We start from the raw sequence: 17,543 nt of genomic DNA, 5'->3' as shown, positions 1-17,543 counted from the left end.
GAAAACTGGGGTTGGGGTGCGCCGGGCGCGTTGGTTGTCGAGCGGTGGACACAGTGCACGCGGCTCGGAGTGGTTGATCGTCGGGTCGACTGGTGGTCGTCGGCCGCTCCGACGGGAGCCAAGCCTTGAACGGCGGATGTTCGGTCTCGTTTTGCGCGAAATCTGAGGTTGAGGGCCGGGCGGTTGGTAGTCGGGCGCTGGACATAGTGTGGGCGGCTTGGGGTGGTTGATCGTCGGGTCGACCGGTGGTCGTCGGCCGCTCCGACGGGAGCCAGGCCTTGAACGGCGGATGCTCTGTCTCGCTTTTGCTCGAAATCTCGGGTGGTGTGCGCTGAGGGTTGGTAGTCGAGCCCAGGGCATCGAGCACACACCCGGAGGGCTGGTCGTCGGGGCGACCTGTAGGCGACTGTTGCCGGCTGTGCGGACATTGGATTTGACGGTGTAAAACTACGCGTTACCGTGCAAGTATGAGCGAGCGAGTGAAACGGGTTATCGACCGGAGTGCGGTGGACGGGTCCCGGTACGAGAAGCACGGCGGGTTTCCGAAGGTCACGCCCGCGCGGGTCGGGCCGAACTTCGGCGGGTTCGTGGACGCCATGCGGACGTTGCAGGATCTCGCGGTGTCGGTGGACGCGCCGGACGACGTCTTCGGGGCCGCGCAGGCCAAAGCTCGCGAGCTGATCGAGCTGCTCGAGCCCTACCGCGCGCCGGAGTTGCAGGGACCGGCGGGCCGTGCCGTCGAATTGCCGGGCCGCGGAAGTCTTCTGCTGCTGCCGTGGCAAGTGGTCGAGGCGGGGCCGGACGGTATCGAGATGACGGGTGTGTTCCGCCGCTTCCATCTCGGCGGCAACGGGGCCGCGCACGGCGGCGTGCTGCCGCTGCTGTTCGACGACCTGCTCGGCATGATCGTGCACTACGCCGGACGGCCGATCAGCCGTACCGCCTACCTGCACGTGAACTACCGCAAGATCACTCCGCTGGAAACGCAGCTGACCGTTCGCGGGCGGGTCGACCGGATCGAAGGACGCAAGACTTTCATCACCGCCGAATTGCTCGATGAGCAGGGCGATCTACTCGCCGACTGCGAAGGTCTGATGGTGGAGTTGCTGCCGTGGCAGCCATAGCCGGGTGAATGCTGGCGCGGGTGCGTATAGTTGCCCTCGCTCGTTCATCGAAACCCGATCCGGAGGAACCTGAAAGTGGTTGCAGCACTGTCTGAATCCCTGCTCGACGACGCGAAGCGCCCGGCTTTCCTTGCCGACGCCGTCGAGGTTCTCGACGCCGAGGTCTCGGACAAGGGTGGTGCGTCCGGCCTGGCTGTGAAGGGTGGCTACGCGGCGGTCAAGAAGATCAGCCCGTCCATCGTGCCCGATGCGCTGGAGTCGTTGGCGCCCAAGCTCGTCGCGCAGCTGGAGCCGTTCTGGCAGGAGTACGCGGCGTCGGGCTCCGGCAAGTTCGCCGATCTGCTCGTCGCCAAGTCCGACGAGGTCGCCGAGGCGTTGCTCGCCGTCACCGACGCCCGGGCCGAGTCCTCCACTCGCCCTGCCCTGCAGAAGGTCTACTCCTCGATGCGCTCCTCGGCGAAGAAGCACGTCGTCGAGGCGCTGCCGCGGGTCGGCGACCTGATCCAAAAGCACGCGGGATAATCCGCAGCGCCTCCGGCGCTGCCTGTCCGCGGCCCTGGAAGCCTCGCGTCCGAGCGAAGACCGCTGGCGACTCCGTCGCCTACACGGCGGCCGCTCGGACGCGAGCCGGGCCGCGAACGGCGCATGCTCGGTTTCGGTTCGCTCGAGTGCGCGGTTGAGGCGTGTGATTGTCGGGGAGTAGGCGTTGCGGGCCGCTTGCACGCTTCCGAGCAATCCGTGTGCCGTGACACAGGCAGTGTGCGAGGACACAGTGTGATTGCGAGCCTCCCGGCAGGGACTTCTAGTTGACTGTCTGCCAGTCTGGAGGCGTGAACCCGTCTACAGCACAAGCGCAGGTCGTCGTCGACGAGCTCGTGCGCGGGGGCGTGCGCGATGTCGTCCTGTGCCCCGGCTCCCGGAACGCTCCGCTGGCCTTCGCCCTGCAGGCTGCCGACGCGGCCGGGCGGCTGCGACTGCACATGCGCATCGACGAGCGAACGGCGGGCTTCCTCGCCGTCGGGCTCGCGATCGCGAGCCGGCTCCCGGTCCCGGTCGTGATGACCTCGGGCACCGCGGTGGCCAACCTCGGACCCGCCGTGCTGGAGGCGAACTACGCCAGGGTTCCGCTGGTGGTGCTCAGCGCCAACCGGCCCTACGAGCTGCTCGGTTCCGGCGCCAACCAGACCATCGAGCAGCTCGGCCTGTTCGGCAGCCAGGTCCGCGCCACCATCTCGCTCGGCCTCGCCGAGGAGGAAGCGGGCGACGCCGATCATCCGCCCTACGGTCAGCAGAACAGCCAGTGGCGCTCGGCGGTCTGCCGGGTGCTCGCCGCGGCGCGCGGCACCCGCTCCGGCAACGCGGGCCCGGTGCACTTCGACGTGCCGCTGCGTGAGCCACTGGTCCCCGACCTCGCGCCGGGCGAGTCGGCTCCCACGGGTCGCGAGGGTGAGTGCGCCTGGACCGAGACCCAGTACGCGACCTTGGACGTGCCGCTCGATCTCGACCTCACCCCGGACACGGTCGTCATCTCCGGCCACGGCGCCGGGTTGCGGCCGGAGCTGGTGGATCTGCCGACCGTCGCCGAGCCCACCGCGCCGATGCACGGTCCCGCCTTGCACCCGCTCGCCCTGCCGCTGCTGCGGCCGAAGCAGGCGATCATCACCGGCCGCCCCACCTTGCACCGCCAGGTCTCGAAGGTGCTCGCCGATCCGGACATCCGGGTGTACGCGCTGACCACCGGGCCGCGGTGGCCAGATGTGTCCGGCAACGTGGTCGGCACCGGCACCCGCGCGGTCACCACCGGCACGCCCAGCGCGCAATGGCTGGAGCACTGCCGCGAACTGAACGCGAAGGCCGATCAGGTGGTGCGGGCCGAACTCGCACGGCACCCGAAACCCACCGGGCTGCACGTCGCCGCGGTCGTGATGGACGCGCTGCACGACGGCGACCAGCTCCTGCTCGGCGCCTCCAATCCGGTGCGCGATGCCGCGCTGGTGTCGCATCCGCGGCCGGGAGTCAAGGTGCTGTCGAATCGTGGTGTTGCCGGTATCGACGGCACGGTGTCCACAGCGGTCGGCGCCGCACTGCACCACGACGGGCGCACCATCGCGCTGATCGGTGACCTGACCTTCCTGCACGACGCGTCCGGCCTGCTCATCGGGCCCGGTGAACCGCGGCCTGCCGATCTGACCATCGTGGTGGCCAACGACGACGGCGGCGGCATCTTCGAACTGCTCGAGCAGGGCGACCCGCAGTACGCGGGCGTGTTCGAGCGGGTCTTCGGCACACCGCACGGCATGGACCTCGCCGCGCTGTGCGCCGCCTACCGCATCCCGCACCGGCAGGTGGATCCACAGCAGCTGGCCGTCGAGCTGACCGGGCACGCCCATGGCACGCGGGTACTCGAGGTGGCCACCGAACGGTCCAGCCTGCGCGAACTGCATGCGACGGTGCGGGCGAAGATCCAGCCCTGACCGAGCGGGCGGTCAGTACCCGAGTTCGTCCTCGGGGTCGTCATCGATCGGCACCGGGATGGACTGTTCGATCACGTCCGCCGGGTTCGCCTCCAAGATGTCGCGCTCCAGGATCGCCCGTCCGACGGTGTCCTCCTGTTCCGCCAGGTCGTCGGCAGGCACCGGCTGCTCCGGATACGCCGGAACGGACTGCTCGGCGAGATCGGCCTCAGGGATCGCGTCGGCAAGGGGATCTGACATCGTGCGCTCCTCTCCACGTAGGCCTCTCGATCGGCATACCCGTCGTGGCACGCAGCAATCGAGACGGACGATCAACTCCGACAGCATCGAGGATGCCCCCGGCCGGGCCGCACGGCAAGCATCGGTGGGTCAGTGTTGTCGCCCTTCGTCGTCCTGCGGCGCCGTGCCGTTCGCGGGGTGCTCGACCAGCGCGAGCGTTCGCCCGGCCATGAACCGCGCGGTTCGCACCGCCGTCCCCGATCGCGTCACCTCGCTGACTTCGACCACGCCCCGCGCGATCCGCACTTCGACCCGCCGCCCCGCCCGGGTAGCCGCGATCTCGTAACTGCGAGACCCGTCGCCGACATCGACGACGATCTCCACTCGATCACCCTTCATCTTTCAATTGTCCGCTTTTCCAGGGCTTTTCGCCGCTACGAGTTGGTTGCGGAAACAGCGGCGCCGTTTCGCGCGGCTACCGAGCAGACCGACGCCCCAGCCCCATCGTGCGCGCGACGCGGCTCATCACTCGAGACATCGCGGACGGAAAGGAGTCCGGTTCGGGAACCGTGACCGGGCGGACCCGACCGTTGTGGATCGCGGTCACCCGCCATCCCTCGGACGCGCGTACGAGCACCAGCGTCTGGCGCGAACGCCTGCGTTCGGGCAGCCGCGAGCGCCACGGCATCAGTACCGACGCGGTGCCGTGCAGGATCGCCACGTCCGGGGTGACGAAGCGGATCGATTCCAGTTCGCCGACCAGCGCGGAGCCTGCCAGCACGCCTCGGAAGAGCTTGTCGTGATTGTGTTGGTGCTCGGCGCGGCCGGTCGCACGCGTGCCGTCGTAGGACACGTAGTCGGAGTCTTCGGTGAACAACCCGGCGTAGGCCTCGGCGTCATTGTCGGTCCACGCCTGCATCAGGTCCTCGAACAGGGCTCGGATCCGGGCCTCGTCGGTGGCGGTGCGGCGGATGGTTTCGTTCATGGTGGTTCCTCGGTCGTGCTATCATTTCGATCAACGAAATGTACGATAACAGAAAGTTTTGGATGTCGAAAGATAATCTCATCGGCGAAATCGGTACGCACTTGCGGTTGCTCCAGCAGAGCTTCGATGTCTTCGACGAGGTGGTCGCCGCACACCTCGGCGTGAACCGCACCGATTTGCGGTGCCTGGACGTGGTGCTCGGTCGCGGCCCGCTACCCGCGGGGGAGCTGAGCGCCGCGTTGAAACTCAGCCCCGCGGCGACCACCGCGGTCATCGATCGCCTGGAGCGTGCGGGATTCGTCGCGCGCGGTCAGGATCCGGCCAATCGGCGCCGCGTGCTGGTGACTGCCACTGCCGCCGCGGAAGAGATGGCGGAGCGGATCTTCGAGCCGGTGGGCCGGGCGGGAGCGCGGGCTCTCGATCGTTACGACGCCGACCAGCTCGCGCTGATCCTCGACTTCCTGCGTACCGCGCTCGCCGTCCATCGCGGGCAAGCCGACCGCATCGCATCGAACGGCTGACCCGCGCGCTTCGACCCCGCGGTGCGGGTTCGGCGGCGCGTTCACTCGATACCGATGAATTCCGCGGCGCGGGGGCGTCTGCACGATTGAAGACGTTCCCGGCTCAGGAGATTCGATGAATCCGGAATTCGATTTCGAACCGGCCGCCACCGCATTGTCGGCCGTGGTCGGCCGCATCACCGATGATCAACTCACGGCGCCGACGCCGTGCGCCGACACCACTGTGGGCGAGCTGCTCGCGCATGTCAGCGACTTGGCCGAAGCTTTTCGCCAGGCTGCTACCAAAGAGGCTGTCGGCGGTTCGGTCCCACCGGCTCCCCCGTCCGAGCGCGCGCTGTCGCCGGATTGGCGCGAGCGCATTCCCGCCCAGCTCGATGCTTTGGTAGCGGCGTGGCGGGAGTCGGCGGCCTGGGACGGCGTGACGGAGGCGGGCGGGGTGAGTGAGCCCGCCCCGGTGATGGCCAGGATCGCCCTGGACGAGGTGGTCGTGCACGGCTGGGATCTCGCGACGGCCACCGGTCAGCCCTTCACCTGTGCCGCCGCAGATCTGGCGACTTTGCTGGGCATGCTGAGCGAGATGCCCGCCGAAGGGGTGCCCGGTGCGTTCGGGCCGGTGCAACCGGTCACGGCCGAAGCGTCGGATCTGGAGCGGGTGCTCGCTTTCACCGGCCGCCGCGCCGACTGGACCGCACAGGCCAGGGGAGCGGTGTCCGGCTAGCCGGGAGTTCGGATCAGAGCCGGGTCACGAAGGCGCCTGCGGTCGCGGCGGTGACCGCGGCGCGCGCGGCCATATCCGCCGCGGCGTCATCGATGGGATCGCCGCTGGCGAGCAGTCGGTAGTACAGCGGGGCCGACACCGCGGACAGCGCCGCGCGTGCGTCGGTGCCCTCGGGTGCTTCGCCGCGCGCGATGGCTGCCTCGACGCAGGCCGACCACTCGTTGAGCCGGACGTCGTAGAAGCGGCGCAAGGCGGCCGCGGCGGAGTCGTCACAGGTCGCGGCCGCGATCACGGCCCGGAAGAGTTTGCCCTGACGGGGATCGGACAGTGTCCGCGCGACCAAGCGGGCGTTGGCGGTGAGATCGCCGAGCAGGGAACCGGTGTCGGCGTGCGGCAGCGACTGCTCGGCCATGTCGACCAGCAGGTCGGCGATCAGGCCGGTCGGCGTGCGCCAGCGGCGGTAGACGGTGGTCTTGCCGACCTCGGCGCGCGCCGCGACCTCCGCGAGATCCAGGTGGGCGAAGCCGCGTTCGGCCAGTAGGTCGCCCGCCGCCTGTAGTACCGCGGTGCGGACCCGCGCGGTTCGTCCGCCGGGTCGAACCGATCCGGGGGTAGCCTCTTCCAGCTCCATAACGGGACTCCAGTTTCATTTACGCGCGAACGGGTGTACCGTCCGAATTGTTAATGGAACTATAGACCCTTTAGGAGGGTGGTCCGATGAACGTTCAGACGGTGGACACGCAGATGGAATACCGGCGGCTCGGGGCGTCCGGTCTGCACGTCCCTGCCTTGAGCTTCGGCGCGGGTACCTTCGGCGGCCGGGGTGAACTGTTCGGCGCGTGGGGCGACACCGACGCCGAGCAGGCGCGACGGCTGGTCGACATCAGCCTGGACGCGGGCGTGAACATGTTCGACACCGCCGATGTCTACTCCGACGGCGCCTCCGAGGAGGTGCTGGGCGCGGCTGTCAAGGGCAGGCGCGACCGGGTGCTGCTGTCCACCAAGGCGACGTTGCCGACCGGCGCAGGCCCGTGGGACGCCGGTTCCGGCCGGGCCAGGCTGATCGGTGCGGTGGAGGCGTCGCTGCGCAGGCTGGGCACCGACTACATCGATCTGTTCCAGCTGCACGCCTTCGACGCGGGCACCCCGGTGGAGGAAGTCGTCGGCGCGCTGGACGATCTGGTGCGCGCGGGCAAGATCCGCTATCTCGGCGCGTCCAACTTCGCGGGCTGGCAGCTGATGAAATCCCTTGCCGCGGCCGATCGCAACGGCCTGACCAGGTACGTCGCGCACCAGGTCTACTACTCGCTGGTCGGGCGCGACTACGAGTGGGAACTGATGCCGCTGGGCCGCGACCAGGGGGTCGGCGCGGTCGTCTGGAGTCCGCTGGGCTGGGGCAGGCTCACCGGCAAGATCCGGCGCGGACAACCCCTTCCGGAGGGCAGCCGTCTGCACCGGACCGCCGAGGCCGGACCGCCGGTGGACGAGGAGAAGCTCTACGACGTGGTCGACGTGCTCGACGAGCTGGCCGCCGAAACCGGGAAGACCGTCCCGCAGATCGCCCTCAACTGGCTGCTGCGCCGCCCCACCGTCGCGACCGTCATCGTCGGCGCGCGAAACGAGGAGCAACTGCGCCAGAACCTCGGCGCGATCGGCTGGGAGCTCGACGCCGACCAGATCGCCCGCCTGGACAAAGCCGGCGCCACCACCCCGCCCTACCCCTACTACCCGTACTACCGCCTCCCGGACTTCACCCGCCTGAACCCGCCCGCGGTGTGAGCGGGTTCGATCAGTAGACGTCTCGGACGTAACGCTTTTCGGCGACGAGCTGCTTCTTGAACGCCAGCGCGCCGTCCTCGTCGAGTTTGCCGTGGATGCGCGCGATGCGCAGCAGCGCCTCGTCGACGTCCTTTGCCATGCGGCTGGCGTCGCCGCAGACGTAGAAGTGGGCGCCCTCGCGCAGCCAGGACCACAGCTCGGCGCCGTGTTCGATCATGCGGTGCTGCACGTAGATCCGCTCCCGCTGGTCGCGGGAGAAGGCGAGGTCGAGCCGGGTCAGGAAACCGGAGCGGAACATGTCCTCCAGCTCGGCGCGGTAGTAGAAGTTCTGCGTCGCATGCTGATCGCCGAAGAACAGCCAGTTGCGCCCGGTGCTGCCGAGAGCCCTGCGCTCGTGCAGGAACCCGCGGAAGGGGGCGATACCGGTGCCCGGGCCCACCATGATCATCGGAGCGGTCGGGTCGGCCGGGGGGCGGAAATGCGGTGCGCGCTGCAGGAAGATCGGCACGGCCGCATCGGTGACGTCGGTATGCGCCCGGTCGGCAAGGAAGGTCGAGCACACCCCGCCGCGTCGCGCCGCCGAACCGGTGGCCGCCGGGTCGCCGTAGCGCACGATGCCGACGGTCAGCTCCACCTCATCCGGGCTGACCAGCGGACTCGACGAGATCGAATACTGGCGCGGCTGCAACTTCTTCAACGTGCCGAGCCACTCCACCAGATCGGCCCGGACCGGGAAGTCACGCAGCACGTCCACCGCCTGCCGGTCCCACAGGTAATTCGCCAGCTCGTTGCGATTGTCCCGGCGCAGCAGTTTGGCGAGCTTGCCGCTGTGGTTGCGTTCGGCGAGAAAGCCGAGCAGGTCCTGGCCGACCTTGGTGATGTCGTAGTGCGTGCGCAGCGCCTCGGCCAGCGGTAACTCGCGCTCGTCGACCTCCACGAGACGGCGACCGTCCAGCCCGGTGGCGGCCAGCCATTCGGTGACCAGCGAGGTGCAATTCACCGGCCAGACGCCCAGCGAATCACCCACCTCGTACGCGGCGTCCAGGCCGCGCAGATCGAATCCGAAGCGGCGCACCTCTTTCGGTGAGCCTCCGGCCGACAGCAAGTCGTTGCGCACGAGCGGCGCGCGCAACGGCGCGGTGCGGGTGAACGGCGCCGCGGTGCGGAGACGGCCGAGTGCCGGTGCGGCGCTCGGTAATTCCATCGTCGCGACGCCGCCACGGGGCGCGACGGGCCGCGATCCGGTGCCACCGTGCGTCGGAAGGTCGGCCGAAGAGCCCGGCTGCCCGGCATGCCCGTCGCCGAACGCGGTGAGCACGTCATCGAGCCAGCGCCGCGCCGCGTCTTCGTAGTCGGGTTCACTGTCGACGCGCGGGAGCAACCGGGTCGCGCCCAGTTCGGCGAATTTCTCGTCGAGTTTGCGGCCGTAGCCGCAGAAGTCGTCGTAGGAGGAGTCGCCGAGGGCGAACACCGCGTACCGCACACCGGTCAGCCGCACGGCGCCGTCGGCCAGGCTCTCCCAGAAATCCGCTCCGTTGTCCGGCGGCCCGCCGTCGCCGAAGGTGCTGCTGACCACCAGCACGTCGCCGTGGATCGCGCTCGGCTCGCAGGAGTCCAGATCCAGCAGTCGCGGCGCGAAGCCGTGCTCGGCCAGATGCGCCGCGACGGTGGCCGCGAACTCCTCCGCGGTGCCGGTCTGCGAGGCCCACAGCACGGTGACGGCGCGGGCGGTGTCGCCCTCGTCGACCGCGGGCGCCGGACTCGTCGCGCCGCGCGAGTACATGCCGGCCAGCAGCCCGTCGACCCACACCCTGCTGTGCGCGGACATCGGCGCCGACTCCGGCAGCACCGGCTGACCGGTCACCGGAAGCGCCTGCAACGCGGCCAGGTAGCCGCTGAGGTAGATCCGCTCGGTCTCGCTGAGCGTAGGTGCGGTGTGACTGTCGAGGCCGAGCACCGCCGCCAACGGGTGCGCCGACTCCGCCACGGGCCGCGCGGCGGGAGTCTCGGGTCGCGGTACGGCGGCCACTCGGCGCAGCGCCACCGCGCACGCCTTGAACTCGGGTTGCAGCGAGACCGGATCGACCGCGTCGTTGGTGACCGCGTTGATGGTGAGGTATTCGCCATGCTCGTCGTTCCAATGGAACGGCACGAAGCAATCGCCCGGCCGCACTCGGTCGCTGACCTGCACCGGCAGCACCGCGCGGCCCCGGCGTGAGGCGATCTCGAGCTGGTCGCCTTCGCGTAGCCCGAGCCGCTCGGCGTCGGCCGGGTGCACCTCGACGAACGGCGTGCCGTTCAGCTTGGTCAGCTTGTCGATCTTGCCGGTCTTGGTCATCGTGTGCCACTGGTGCTGCAGGCGGCCGGTGTTCAGCAGGAACGGGTAGTCGTCGTCCGGCATCTCCTCCGGCAGCAGGTGCGGCCGCGGCCAGAACACCGCGCGGCGGCTCGGCGTGGCGAAGGCCAGCGGGGGCTGGTGGCCGTGCTCGTCGACGAACAGCGTCTGACTGACCCCGTCGTTGCGGTACCGAATCGGATTGCGCCTGCGCTCCGGCTCCGGGCACGGCCACTGCATCGGCCCCTCGCGCAGCGCCTCGTAGCTCATGCCGCGCAGGTCGTAGCCGGTGGCCGGATTCGCGAACCGCTTGATCTCGGCGAACACCTCGGCGCTGGTGGCGAACTCGAACCCGGGAAAACCCATCGCGGTGGCGATGTCGGCGATGATCCGCCAGTCCGGCCGCGCGTCGCCGGTGGGCGGCACCGACTGCTGGAGCAAGGTGAGGTTGCGTTCGGAATTCACCATCACCGCGTCGGCCTCCGCCCACAGCGTGGCGGGCAACAGCAGGTCGGCGTAGGCGTTGGTCGCGGTCTCGGTGTACGCGTCCTGGGCGATCACCAGTTCGGCCGCCTCCAGCCCCGCGATCACCGTCTTCCGGTTCGACACGGTGGCCACGGGGTTGGTGCAGATGATCCAGGCCGCTTTGATCGCCCCTTCGGCCAGTTCGCGGAACATCTCCACCGTGCCGGGCCCGGCTTCGGTGCGCAGCGTGCCGGGCTCCAGCTCCCACACGGTCTCCACGAACGTGCGGTCCTCGGCGGAGAGCACGCTGCGCTGGCCAGGCAGGCCGGGGCCCATGTAGCCCATCTCGCGCCCGCCCATCGCGTTCGGCTGCCCGGTGAGCGAGAAGGGCCCGCTGCCGGGACGGCAGATGGCTCCGGTGGCCAGGTGCAGATTGCACAGCGCGTTGGTGTTCCAGGTGCCGTGCGTGGACTGGTTGAGTCCCATCGTCCACAGCGACATCCACTCGCCCGCCGCGCCGATCCACTGGGCGGCGGTGCGGATGTCGGCCTCGGCCAGTCCGGTGATCTCCGCCACCCGCTGCGGCGGATAGTCGGCCAGGAACTCCGGCATCGCGTCCCAGCCCTCGGTGTGCTCGGCGATGAACTCCGCGTCGATGTCACCGTTGGCAACCAGCAGGTGCAGCAGCCCGTTCAGCAGCGCGAGATCCGTGCCGGGGGCGATCTGCAGAAAGAGGTCCGCGCGCGCGGCCGTCTCGGTGCGACGCGGGTCGACCACGATCAGCTTGGCCCCGGACTTGAGCCGATCGGCCATGCGCAGGAACAAGATCGGATGGCAGTCGGCCATGTTCGCGCCGATCACGAAGAACAGGTCCGCGTGCTCGAAGTCGTCGTAGGAGCCGGGCGGCCCGTCCGCGCCGAGCGACTGCTTGTATCCGGTCCCCGCGCTGGCCATGCACAGCCGCGAGTTCGCCTCGATGTGCCTCGTGCGCAGATAGCCCTTGGCGAGCTTGGTGGCGAGGTACTGCGCTTCCAGTGACATCTGCCCGGAGACATACAGCGCGATCGCGTCCGGACCGTGCTCGTCCAGGATCGCGCGCAGCCGGGTCGCCGCCTCGTGCACCGCCTCGTCGACGGGGAACGGCACCGGGACCTGGCCGCGCTCGGAGCGCCGGTAGGCGGTCTCCATCCGCCCCGGGGTGCGCATCAATTCCGCGTGCGTGGCCCCCTTGGTGCACAGCCTGCCCGCGTTCGCCGGGTGCAGTTTGTCCCCGCTGACCTTCGCGATCACCGACTTGCCCGCGTCATCGGCGGCGGTCGAGACCGTCATCCCGCAGCCCACGCCGCAGTACGAGCACGCCGTTCGGGCAGTGCCGTCGCCGCGGCCGGTGACTGGATCGGTCATGCCTCCGATCATGCGGACCGCCGATTGCGCCGGATTTACCTCGCGTTATCGCCAGGTGACATTTCTCCTCACCGCTCCCGAAACCGATGGTGAGGTGTGATCGAGATCTCCGCTCAGCCGAGCTTGTAGGCCCGGTGCAGAGCCACAACGCCCCCGGTGAGGTTGCGCCACTTCACCGACGACCACCCGTTCGCGGCGATCCGCATCGCCAGCCTGCGCTGGTTCGGCCATTCGGAGATGGATTCGGCGAGGTAGACGTAGGCGTCGGGGTTGCTGCTCACCACGCGGGCCACCTTGGGCAGCGCCTTCATCAGGTACTCCAGGTACACGGTGCGGAACAGCGGGAGTACCGGCGCGGAGAACTCGCACACCACCAGCCTGCCGCCGGGCTTGGTGACCCGCAGCATCTCACGCAGGGCGAGATCGGTGTCGGCCACGTTGCGCAGTCCGAACGAGATGGTCACCGCGTCGAAGGAGTCGTCGGCGAACGGCAGCGCCATCGCGTCGGCCGCCACCATCGGCACGTCACGGAACCGGCCCGCGCTGAGCATGCCCTTGGAGAAGTCGGCCGCCAAGCACCAGGCGCCGGATTTCTGCAGCTCCAGGGTGGACACACCGGTGCCGGCGGCGAGATCGAGCAATCGTTCGCCCGGCCGCGGCGCCAGGGCCTTGCGCGTCGCCCAGCGCCAGTAGCGATCCTGCCCCGCGGAGATCACCGTGTTGGTCAGGTCGTATCGCCGGGCCACGCCGTCGAACATCGACGCGACTTCCCGCGGCTGCTTGTCCAACGAGGCCCGGTTCGATTGCGTTTTCGCCACGTCAAGACCCTAACTCGCGGTCTGTTACGAACCGAGCGTGGCACGCATCACGGAGGAGCGGGTTCAGGCCGTATGCGGCAACCGAATCCGCGCCCCGGTCACCTCGGCGTAGTGGCCCATCAGCTGGGTGCAGATGGCAGGCCAGGTCCGCGACAGCACCGACTTCCTGGCTGCCCCCGCGAACCGGGCCCGAAGCTGCGCATCGTGCAGCCCACCGATGGCACTGGGCAGCAACTCTTCGAACCGGTCCACCGGAAGCAGATAGCCGTTGCGGCAGTGGGCGATCAGGTCGCGCGGACCGCCCGCGTCCGGGCCGATCACCGGGATGCCCGACGCCAGCGCCTCCTGCACACCCTGACAGAACGTCTCGTGCTCGCCCGCGTGCACCATCACGTCCAGGCTGGCGTACGCCCGCGCCAGCTCGTCGCCGCCGAGCTCACCGGTGAACACGGCGGTCGGCATGAGACGGGCCAGCCGCTGCCGCTCCGGCCCGTCGCCGACGATCACCAGCTGGATGTCGGGGTCGGCGCCCAGCACCGCGAGCCGCTCGACGTGCTTCTCCGGCGCGAGCCGCCCCACGAAGCCCACCAGCAGGCGGTCCCGGCCGGCGAGCCAGGCGGCGCGCAGCTCCTCGGAGCGGGCGCTCGGGGTGAACCGCGCGATGTCGACCCCGCGCCCCCACCGGTGCACGCGCGGGATGCCGTGCCGTGCCAAGTCCTCCGCCGCGGCCCGGGAGGGTGCGAGCGTGCGGGTGGCTCCCTCGTGGATGCGCCGGGTCCAGCCCCAGGCGGCCCGGCTCGCCAGGCCGAGTCCGTAGCTCTTGGCGAAGCCCGCGACGTCGGTCTGGTACACCGCGACGGTCGGCAGGTCCAGTCGCAGCGCCGCGCCGAGACCGCCGGCGCCGAGCAAAAACGGCGAGGCCAGGTGGACCACGTCGGCGTCGAAGTCCTCGATGGCCGAGACGATGCCCGGCTGCGGCAGCCCCACCGGCAGCGAGCTGACCTTCGGCACCATGACCGCGGGCACCCGGTGGACGGGGAAACGTCCGTAGTCGCGCGCGGCGGCGGGCTGCCCGCGCGGAGTGTCCGGCGCGATGATCAGCGCGTCGTGCCCGTGCCGGTCCAGATGCTCCAGCACCCGCAGCACGGAGTTGACGACGCCGTTCATGTTCGGCAGAAACGACTCCGCGACGATCGCTACACGCACGCTCCCAGCGTGAACGGTGCACCGCGCCGCGGCCTCACGCCGAAGTGAAGGACATGGAAAGATCCGGCGAACTGTCGGGGCCGTGAGGCGGCCGCCCGGACTGCGTTCCGCGCGGACGGGGAATTCAGCCCTGCGGCGCGGGCCGGCCCACCGGCGCGGTTGCGCGTCTGTTCGCGCGGGAGAGCAACCACAGCGTGGGCAGCGCGAGCAGCCACACCACCACGATGACCGACAACGCGGGCGGAATGGCCACGCGCACGTCCCGCCCTTCCACACGGACCAGGTCGGGGTCGCTGCGGTTGTATTCCACGCGAATCCGCTCACCCGCGGTCAGATTGGTCGGATACAGGACGCCGACCTTCGGGTTGTGCGTCTCACCGTCCGGTGTGACGTACATGACCGCCGAGCGCAGCCGCCCCGCCGAGAGCACCTCGGCCGTGGTGCTGCCCTTGTCCGAGCTGATCAGATAGTCGTTGCGCCACGCGGCCAGCACCAGCAGACCGACGAGCACGCTCACCGCCGTCGCGGCGATCAGCACTCCGATCCCGGCCCGCCGCAGGCGGATCGGCCGCCCGCTGGACTGACTGGTTTCCGACACCGCCACAGGCTACCCAGCGGCTCGGATACCGTGGCGGCCATGTCCCGAAAATTCAGCTTCACCGTGCCTTACACCGTCCCGGTCGAAGATCTTCACCGGGCACTCACCACCGACGACGTCTGGCAGGCCCGTTTCGCCGACGCCCCGACCGCGACGCTGGACCTGGCGCATCCCGACGGCGCGGGCACCATTCGCATCCATATGACCGAAAAGGCCGCGGAAGACAAGGTCCCCACGCTGGTCCGCAAGGTGCTCAAGAGCGAACTCACCTTCTCCCGCACCGACAACTGGCAGCCGCTGGTCGGCGAGGTCGCCAAGGGCAGCTTCGAAGCAACCACCGGCGGCATCAATACCGCGATGTCGGGGTCCTACGAGATCCGCTCCACCGCGGAGGGTTCCGAGCTCGAGGTGGTCGGCACCGTGCAGGTGAAGGTGCCCCTGGTCGGCGGCGCGATCGAGCCGCTCGCCGAACAGCTGCACCATCGGGTGCTCAACAGCGAGCGCAAATTCATCGAGGAGTGGCTGTCGGCGAAGCCGACCGCCTGAGCAGACGCGTTGCCCCGGTTCGCGCCGGGGCGCCGCCGCCGCGTCCTAGGCGAAGTCCTGCGGCGAGTATTCCTTCCGCTCCACCAGGACCAGCCAGTTCCCGGAATTGTCCCGGATGACCGCCTCGGTCCCGTAGGGCCGTTCCGCGGGCGGCTGCACGAACTCCACTCCCTTGGCGGTGAGGTCTTCGAAGGTCTTCTGGCAGTTCTCGGTCCGCAGGCCGAGCGACCCGTGCGTGCCGTTGGCCAGCGCGCGCCGGACGGCCTCGGCGTAGTTGTCGTCCAGCGGCGGGCCCGGGAGCATCAGCGTGATCTCCAGCTCGGGGTGCGCGGGATGCGCGATGGTGACCCAGCGGAAACCGTTGTCGCCCATGGTGACGTCGCTGGTCTCGACGAACCCGAGCTTGTCGATGTACCACTGCTTGGCTGCGGTCTGGTCCGTGACGTAGACCGTGACCAGGGAAACGTTCGTAATCGTCGTCATGCGGCCAGGCTATGGCGGACGCCGGGCCGCGGGCTTCTCCGAAATTGCGCCGTTCGCTCAGCCGGGCGGCTTGCGGTCGGAGAGCCCGTGCATGAAGACGAAACAACCGGGGATGCGTGGCGCGCCGTCGGCGAATTTCCCCTGGTACTGCGAGGGCGTGACCCCGACCAGCTGGCGGAACTTGCTGCTGAACGAGCCGAGGCTGCTGTAGCCGACCAGCATGCACACCTCGGTGACCGTGAGATTGGTCGCCCGCAACAGATCCTGCGCGCGTTCGATGCGCCGCTCGGCCAGGTACGCGGCGGGCGTCAGGCCGTAGACCGCGGCGAATGCGCGCAGGAAGTGATATTTGGACACCCCGGCGGCCGCCGCCAGCTCGTCCAGATTCAGCGGGTCGGCGTAGCGCCGGTCGGCCAGGTCCTTGGCTCGGCGCAGATGCGGGAGCAGATACAGCGCGGGCAACCCGCGCGCTCGTTGTTCGCCCATCGCGCCGTCACTGTCCCTAAGCGAACGGCGGACGCTCGTCGAGGCGCATCGACGTCCGGCCCGCGATCCGCCACGCCCGCGCGGTCAGGTCGACATCCTCGTCGGTCACCAGGTTGCCCATCACCCGGACGGCCGTGCGCTGCAGATACTTCGAACGCATCACCGGCGGACCGCCCAGCGGCACCATGCGCGGATGAGTGGCCAGGCCCGCGATCCGCCGGGCGACGGAGAACGTGCGTCCGTAGCGGGCGCGCAGCACTTGCGGCCAGATCTCGGTGAGGTCGGGCTCGTCCAGCAGATCGGCCAGCAGGTGACCGCCCTCCAACCCGTAGTCGATGCCTTCGCCGTTGAGCGGGTTTACACAGCCCGCGGCGTCACCGATCAGCACCCAGTTGCGTCCGGCGACATTCGACACCGCGCCGCCCATCGGGAGCAGCGCCGAGGCCACCGCGCGCAGCGAGCCCTCGAACTGCCATTCCTCCCTGCGCAGCGCCGTGTAGTGCGCGAGCAGCGGTTTCAACGCGATATGCGAGGGCCGCCGCTCGGTCGCCAACGACCCGACGCCGATGTTGACCTCACCGTTGCCGAGCGGGAACACCCAGCCGTAACCGGGAACCAGCTCGCCGGCGGCGTCGCGCAGCTCCAGGTGCGAAGTGATCCACTGGTCGTCGCTGCGGCCGGACTTGATGTAGGCGCGCGCGGCGGTGCCGTAGGCGTACTGCCGGTGCCAGGTGCGGCCGAGCAGCCGCCCGACCGGTGAACGCACCCCGTCGGCGACCACCAGCGTGCGGCAGGCGATCGTCCGCGTACCGTCGGCTGTCCGCACCGTCACACCGGTGACCCGATCACCCTCGCGGGTGACATCGACCACCTTCGTCCCGTCCACCATGCGCGCGCCGGACTTCACCGCCGTCTCGCGCAGTTTGTCGTCGAGTTCGGTTCGGGGAACCGCGCTCCCGTAAGTCGGAAAGGAACCGCCCGGCCAGCTAAGCAGGGCCTCGCGGCCGAAGCCGGTCATCCGGAGGCCGTGGTTGACGATGTGCGCGCGCACCCACTCGCCGAGGCCGAGCTGCTCCAGTTCCGCGGTCGCGCGCGGGGTCAGCCCGTCACCGCAGGTCTTGTCCCTGGGGAAAACGGCGGAATCGATGAGCACCACATCCCGTCCCGCCCGCGCCGCCCAAGCCGCCGACGCCGATCCGGCCGGGCCCGCGCCGACGACCAGCACCTCGGCGCGGCTGGGCAACGCGTCCTGGTCGCTCGCGGGACTCGCTTCGGGTGAACCCATGCGGTCCATACTCGCAGGGCTGTCTCGCCCATGTCGACGGCGGTCACGCGCGCGTCACGGACGAGTACGAGCGAGGCGATGCGATAGTGACCGAATA

General features: G+C 69.5%; 18 protein-coding genes. 7 read left to right on the top strand and 11 right to left on the bottom strand.

Going from position 1 to position 17,543, the window contains the following annotated elements; genetic code table 11:
• Positions 1 to 467: 467 nt before the first annotated feature.
• The 3 genes from ON19_RS27430 to menD all read left to right on the top strand — a co-directional run bounded on the left by ON19_RS27430 (position 468) and on the right by menD (position 3,598).
• Entirely contained in the window at positions 468 to 1,124 is a 657-nt protein-coding gene (locus ON19_RS27430; RefSeq protein WP_051169356.1) for a PaaI family thioesterase, read from the top strand.
• Between the two features lie 75 nt (positions 1,125 to 1,199).
• Entirely contained in the window at positions 1,200 to 1,646 is a 447-nt protein-coding gene (locus ON19_RS27425) for a DUF6918 family protein (RefSeq protein WP_043698964.1), read from the top strand.
• Between the two features lie 308 nt (positions 1,647 to 1,954).
• Positions 1,955 to 3,598, top strand: a complete 1,644-nt coding sequence (gene menD, locus ON19_RS27420) for a 2-succinyl-5-enolpyruvyl-6-hydroxy-3-cyclohexene-1-carboxylic-acid synthase (protein WP_043698962.1) — start codon at positions 1,955 to 1,957, stop codon at positions 3,596 to 3,598.
• 12 nt (positions 3,599 to 3,610) lie between these two features.
• Here menD and ON19_RS27415 read toward each other — a convergent pair whose 3' ends face one another.
• The 3 genes from ON19_RS27415 to ON19_RS27405 form a co-directional block, all read right to left on the bottom strand.
• Positions 3,611 to 3,838 (bottom strand): Rv3202a family protein, encoded by a 228-nt coding sequence (locus ON19_RS27415; protein WP_043698960.1) that lies wholly within the window; start codon positions 3,836 to 3,838, stop codon positions 3,611 to 3,613.
• A 129-nt stretch (positions 3,839 to 3,967) separates the two neighbouring features.
• Positions 3,968 to 4,216 (bottom strand): DUF8836 family protein, encoded by a 249-nt coding sequence (locus ON19_RS27410; protein ID WP_043698958.1) that lies wholly within the window; start codon positions 4,214 to 4,216, stop codon positions 3,968 to 3,970.
• Between the two features lie 76 nt (positions 4,217 to 4,292).
• A complete protein-coding gene (locus ON19_RS27405; protein WP_043698956.1) occupies positions 4,293 to 4,802 on the bottom strand; it encodes an SgcJ/EcaC family oxidoreductase in 510 nt (169 codons plus the stop codon).
• A 62-nt stretch (positions 4,803 to 4,864) separates the two neighbouring features.
• Here ON19_RS27405 and ON19_RS27400 point away from each other — a divergent pair, with 62 nt between their 5' ends.
• On the top strand, positions 4,865 to 5,323 hold the full coding sequence (locus ON19_RS27400) for a MarR family winged helix-turn-helix transcriptional regulator (protein WP_043698954.1): 459 nt from the start codon (positions 4,865 to 4,867) through the stop codon (positions 5,321 to 5,323).
• A gap of 115 nt (positions 5,324 to 5,438) precedes the next feature.
• The gene (locus ON19_RS27395; RefSeq protein WP_043698952.1) at positions 5,439 to 6,041 is read left to right on the top strand and encodes a TIGR03086 family metal-binding protein; all 603 of its coding nucleotides are present in this window, start codon (positions 5,439 to 5,441) and stop codon (positions 6,039 to 6,041) included.
• A gap of 13 nt (positions 6,042 to 6,054) precedes the next feature.
• Here ON19_RS27395 and ON19_RS27390 read toward each other — a convergent pair whose 3' ends face one another.
• Complete coding sequence (locus tag ON19_RS27390) at positions 6,055 to 6,672, bottom strand: TetR/AcrR family transcriptional regulator (RefSeq protein ID WP_043698950.1); 618 nt, start codon at positions 6,670 to 6,672, stop codon at positions 6,055 to 6,057.
• A 113-nt stretch (positions 6,673 to 6,785) separates the two neighbouring features.
• Between ON19_RS27390 and ON19_RS27385 the strand changes: the two genes are divergently transcribed.
• Positions 6,786 to 7,820, top strand: a complete 1,035-nt coding sequence (locus ON19_RS27385; protein ID WP_043698980.1) for an aldo/keto reductase — start codon at positions 6,786 to 6,788, stop codon at positions 7,818 to 7,820.
• 10 nt (positions 7,821 to 7,830) lie between these two features.
• Here the strand turns inward: ON19_RS27385 and ON19_RS27380 are convergent, their stop codons facing one another.
• The 4 genes from ON19_RS27380 to ON19_RS27365 all read right to left on the bottom strand — a co-directional run bounded on the left by ON19_RS27380 (position 7,831) and on the right by ON19_RS27365 (position 14,646).
• A complete protein-coding gene (locus ON19_RS27380; protein WP_043698949.1) occupies positions 7,831 to 12,036 on the bottom strand; it encodes a bifunctional nitrate reductase/sulfite reductase flavoprotein subunit alpha in 4,206 nt (1,401 codons plus the stop codon).
• A 101-nt stretch (positions 12,037 to 12,137) separates the two neighbouring features.
• Entirely contained in the window at positions 12,138 to 12,842 is a 705-nt protein-coding gene (locus ON19_RS27375; RefSeq protein WP_043698947.1) for a demethylmenaquinone methyltransferase, read from the bottom strand.
• A gap of 63 nt (positions 12,843 to 12,905) precedes the next feature.
• Entirely contained in the window at positions 12,906 to 14,048 is a 1,143-nt protein-coding gene (locus ON19_RS27370; protein ID WP_043698945.1) for a glycosyltransferase family 4 protein, read from the bottom strand.
• Between the two features lie 124 nt (positions 14,049 to 14,172).
• Positions 14,173 to 14,646, bottom strand: a complete 474-nt coding sequence (locus tag ON19_RS27365; protein WP_083899665.1) for a DUF3592 domain-containing protein — start codon at positions 14,644 to 14,646, stop codon at positions 14,173 to 14,175.
• 39 nt (positions 14,647 to 14,685) lie between these two features.
• Here ON19_RS27365 and ON19_RS27360 point away from each other — a divergent pair, with 39 nt between their 5' ends.
• Positions 14,686 to 15,192, top strand: coding sequence for a DUF2505 domain-containing protein (locus ON19_RS27360; protein ID WP_043698976.1), 507 nt, complete (start codon positions 14,686 to 14,688; stop codon positions 15,190 to 15,192).
• A gap of 45 nt (positions 15,193 to 15,237) precedes the next feature.
• On the opposite strand, the gene ON19_RS27355 is transcribed toward ON19_RS27360, so the two are convergent.
• Genes ON19_RS27355 through ON19_RS27345 form a run of 3 tightly spaced genes read right to left on the bottom strand, consistent with a single transcriptional unit; the run spans position 15,238 to position 17,446 of the window.
• The gene (locus ON19_RS27355; RefSeq protein WP_043698944.1) at positions 15,238 to 15,675 is read right to left on the bottom strand and encodes a VOC family protein; all 438 of its coding nucleotides are present in this window, start codon (positions 15,673 to 15,675) and stop codon (positions 15,238 to 15,240) included.
• A 57-nt stretch (positions 15,676 to 15,732) separates the two neighbouring features.
• Entirely contained in the window at positions 15,733 to 16,161 is a 429-nt protein-coding gene (locus tag ON19_RS27350) for a helix-turn-helix transcriptional regulator (RefSeq protein ID WP_043698942.1), read from the bottom strand.
• A gap of 16 nt (positions 16,162 to 16,177) precedes the next feature.
• The gene (locus ON19_RS27345; RefSeq protein WP_043698974.1) at positions 16,178 to 17,446 is read right to left on the bottom strand and encodes a geranylgeranyl reductase family protein; all 1,269 of its coding nucleotides are present in this window, start codon (positions 17,444 to 17,446) and stop codon (positions 16,178 to 16,180) included.
• Positions 17,447 to 17,543: the final 97 nt, after the last annotated feature.

The organism is Nocardia abscessus NBRC 100374 (assembly GCF_000308455.1).
Lineage (GTDB): Bacteria > Actinomycetota > Actinomycetes > Mycobacteriales > Mycobacteriaceae > Nocardia > Nocardia abscessus.
Note: the sequence above shows the minus strand (reverse complement) of the source record. Positions and strands in the feature narration are given on the sequence as shown.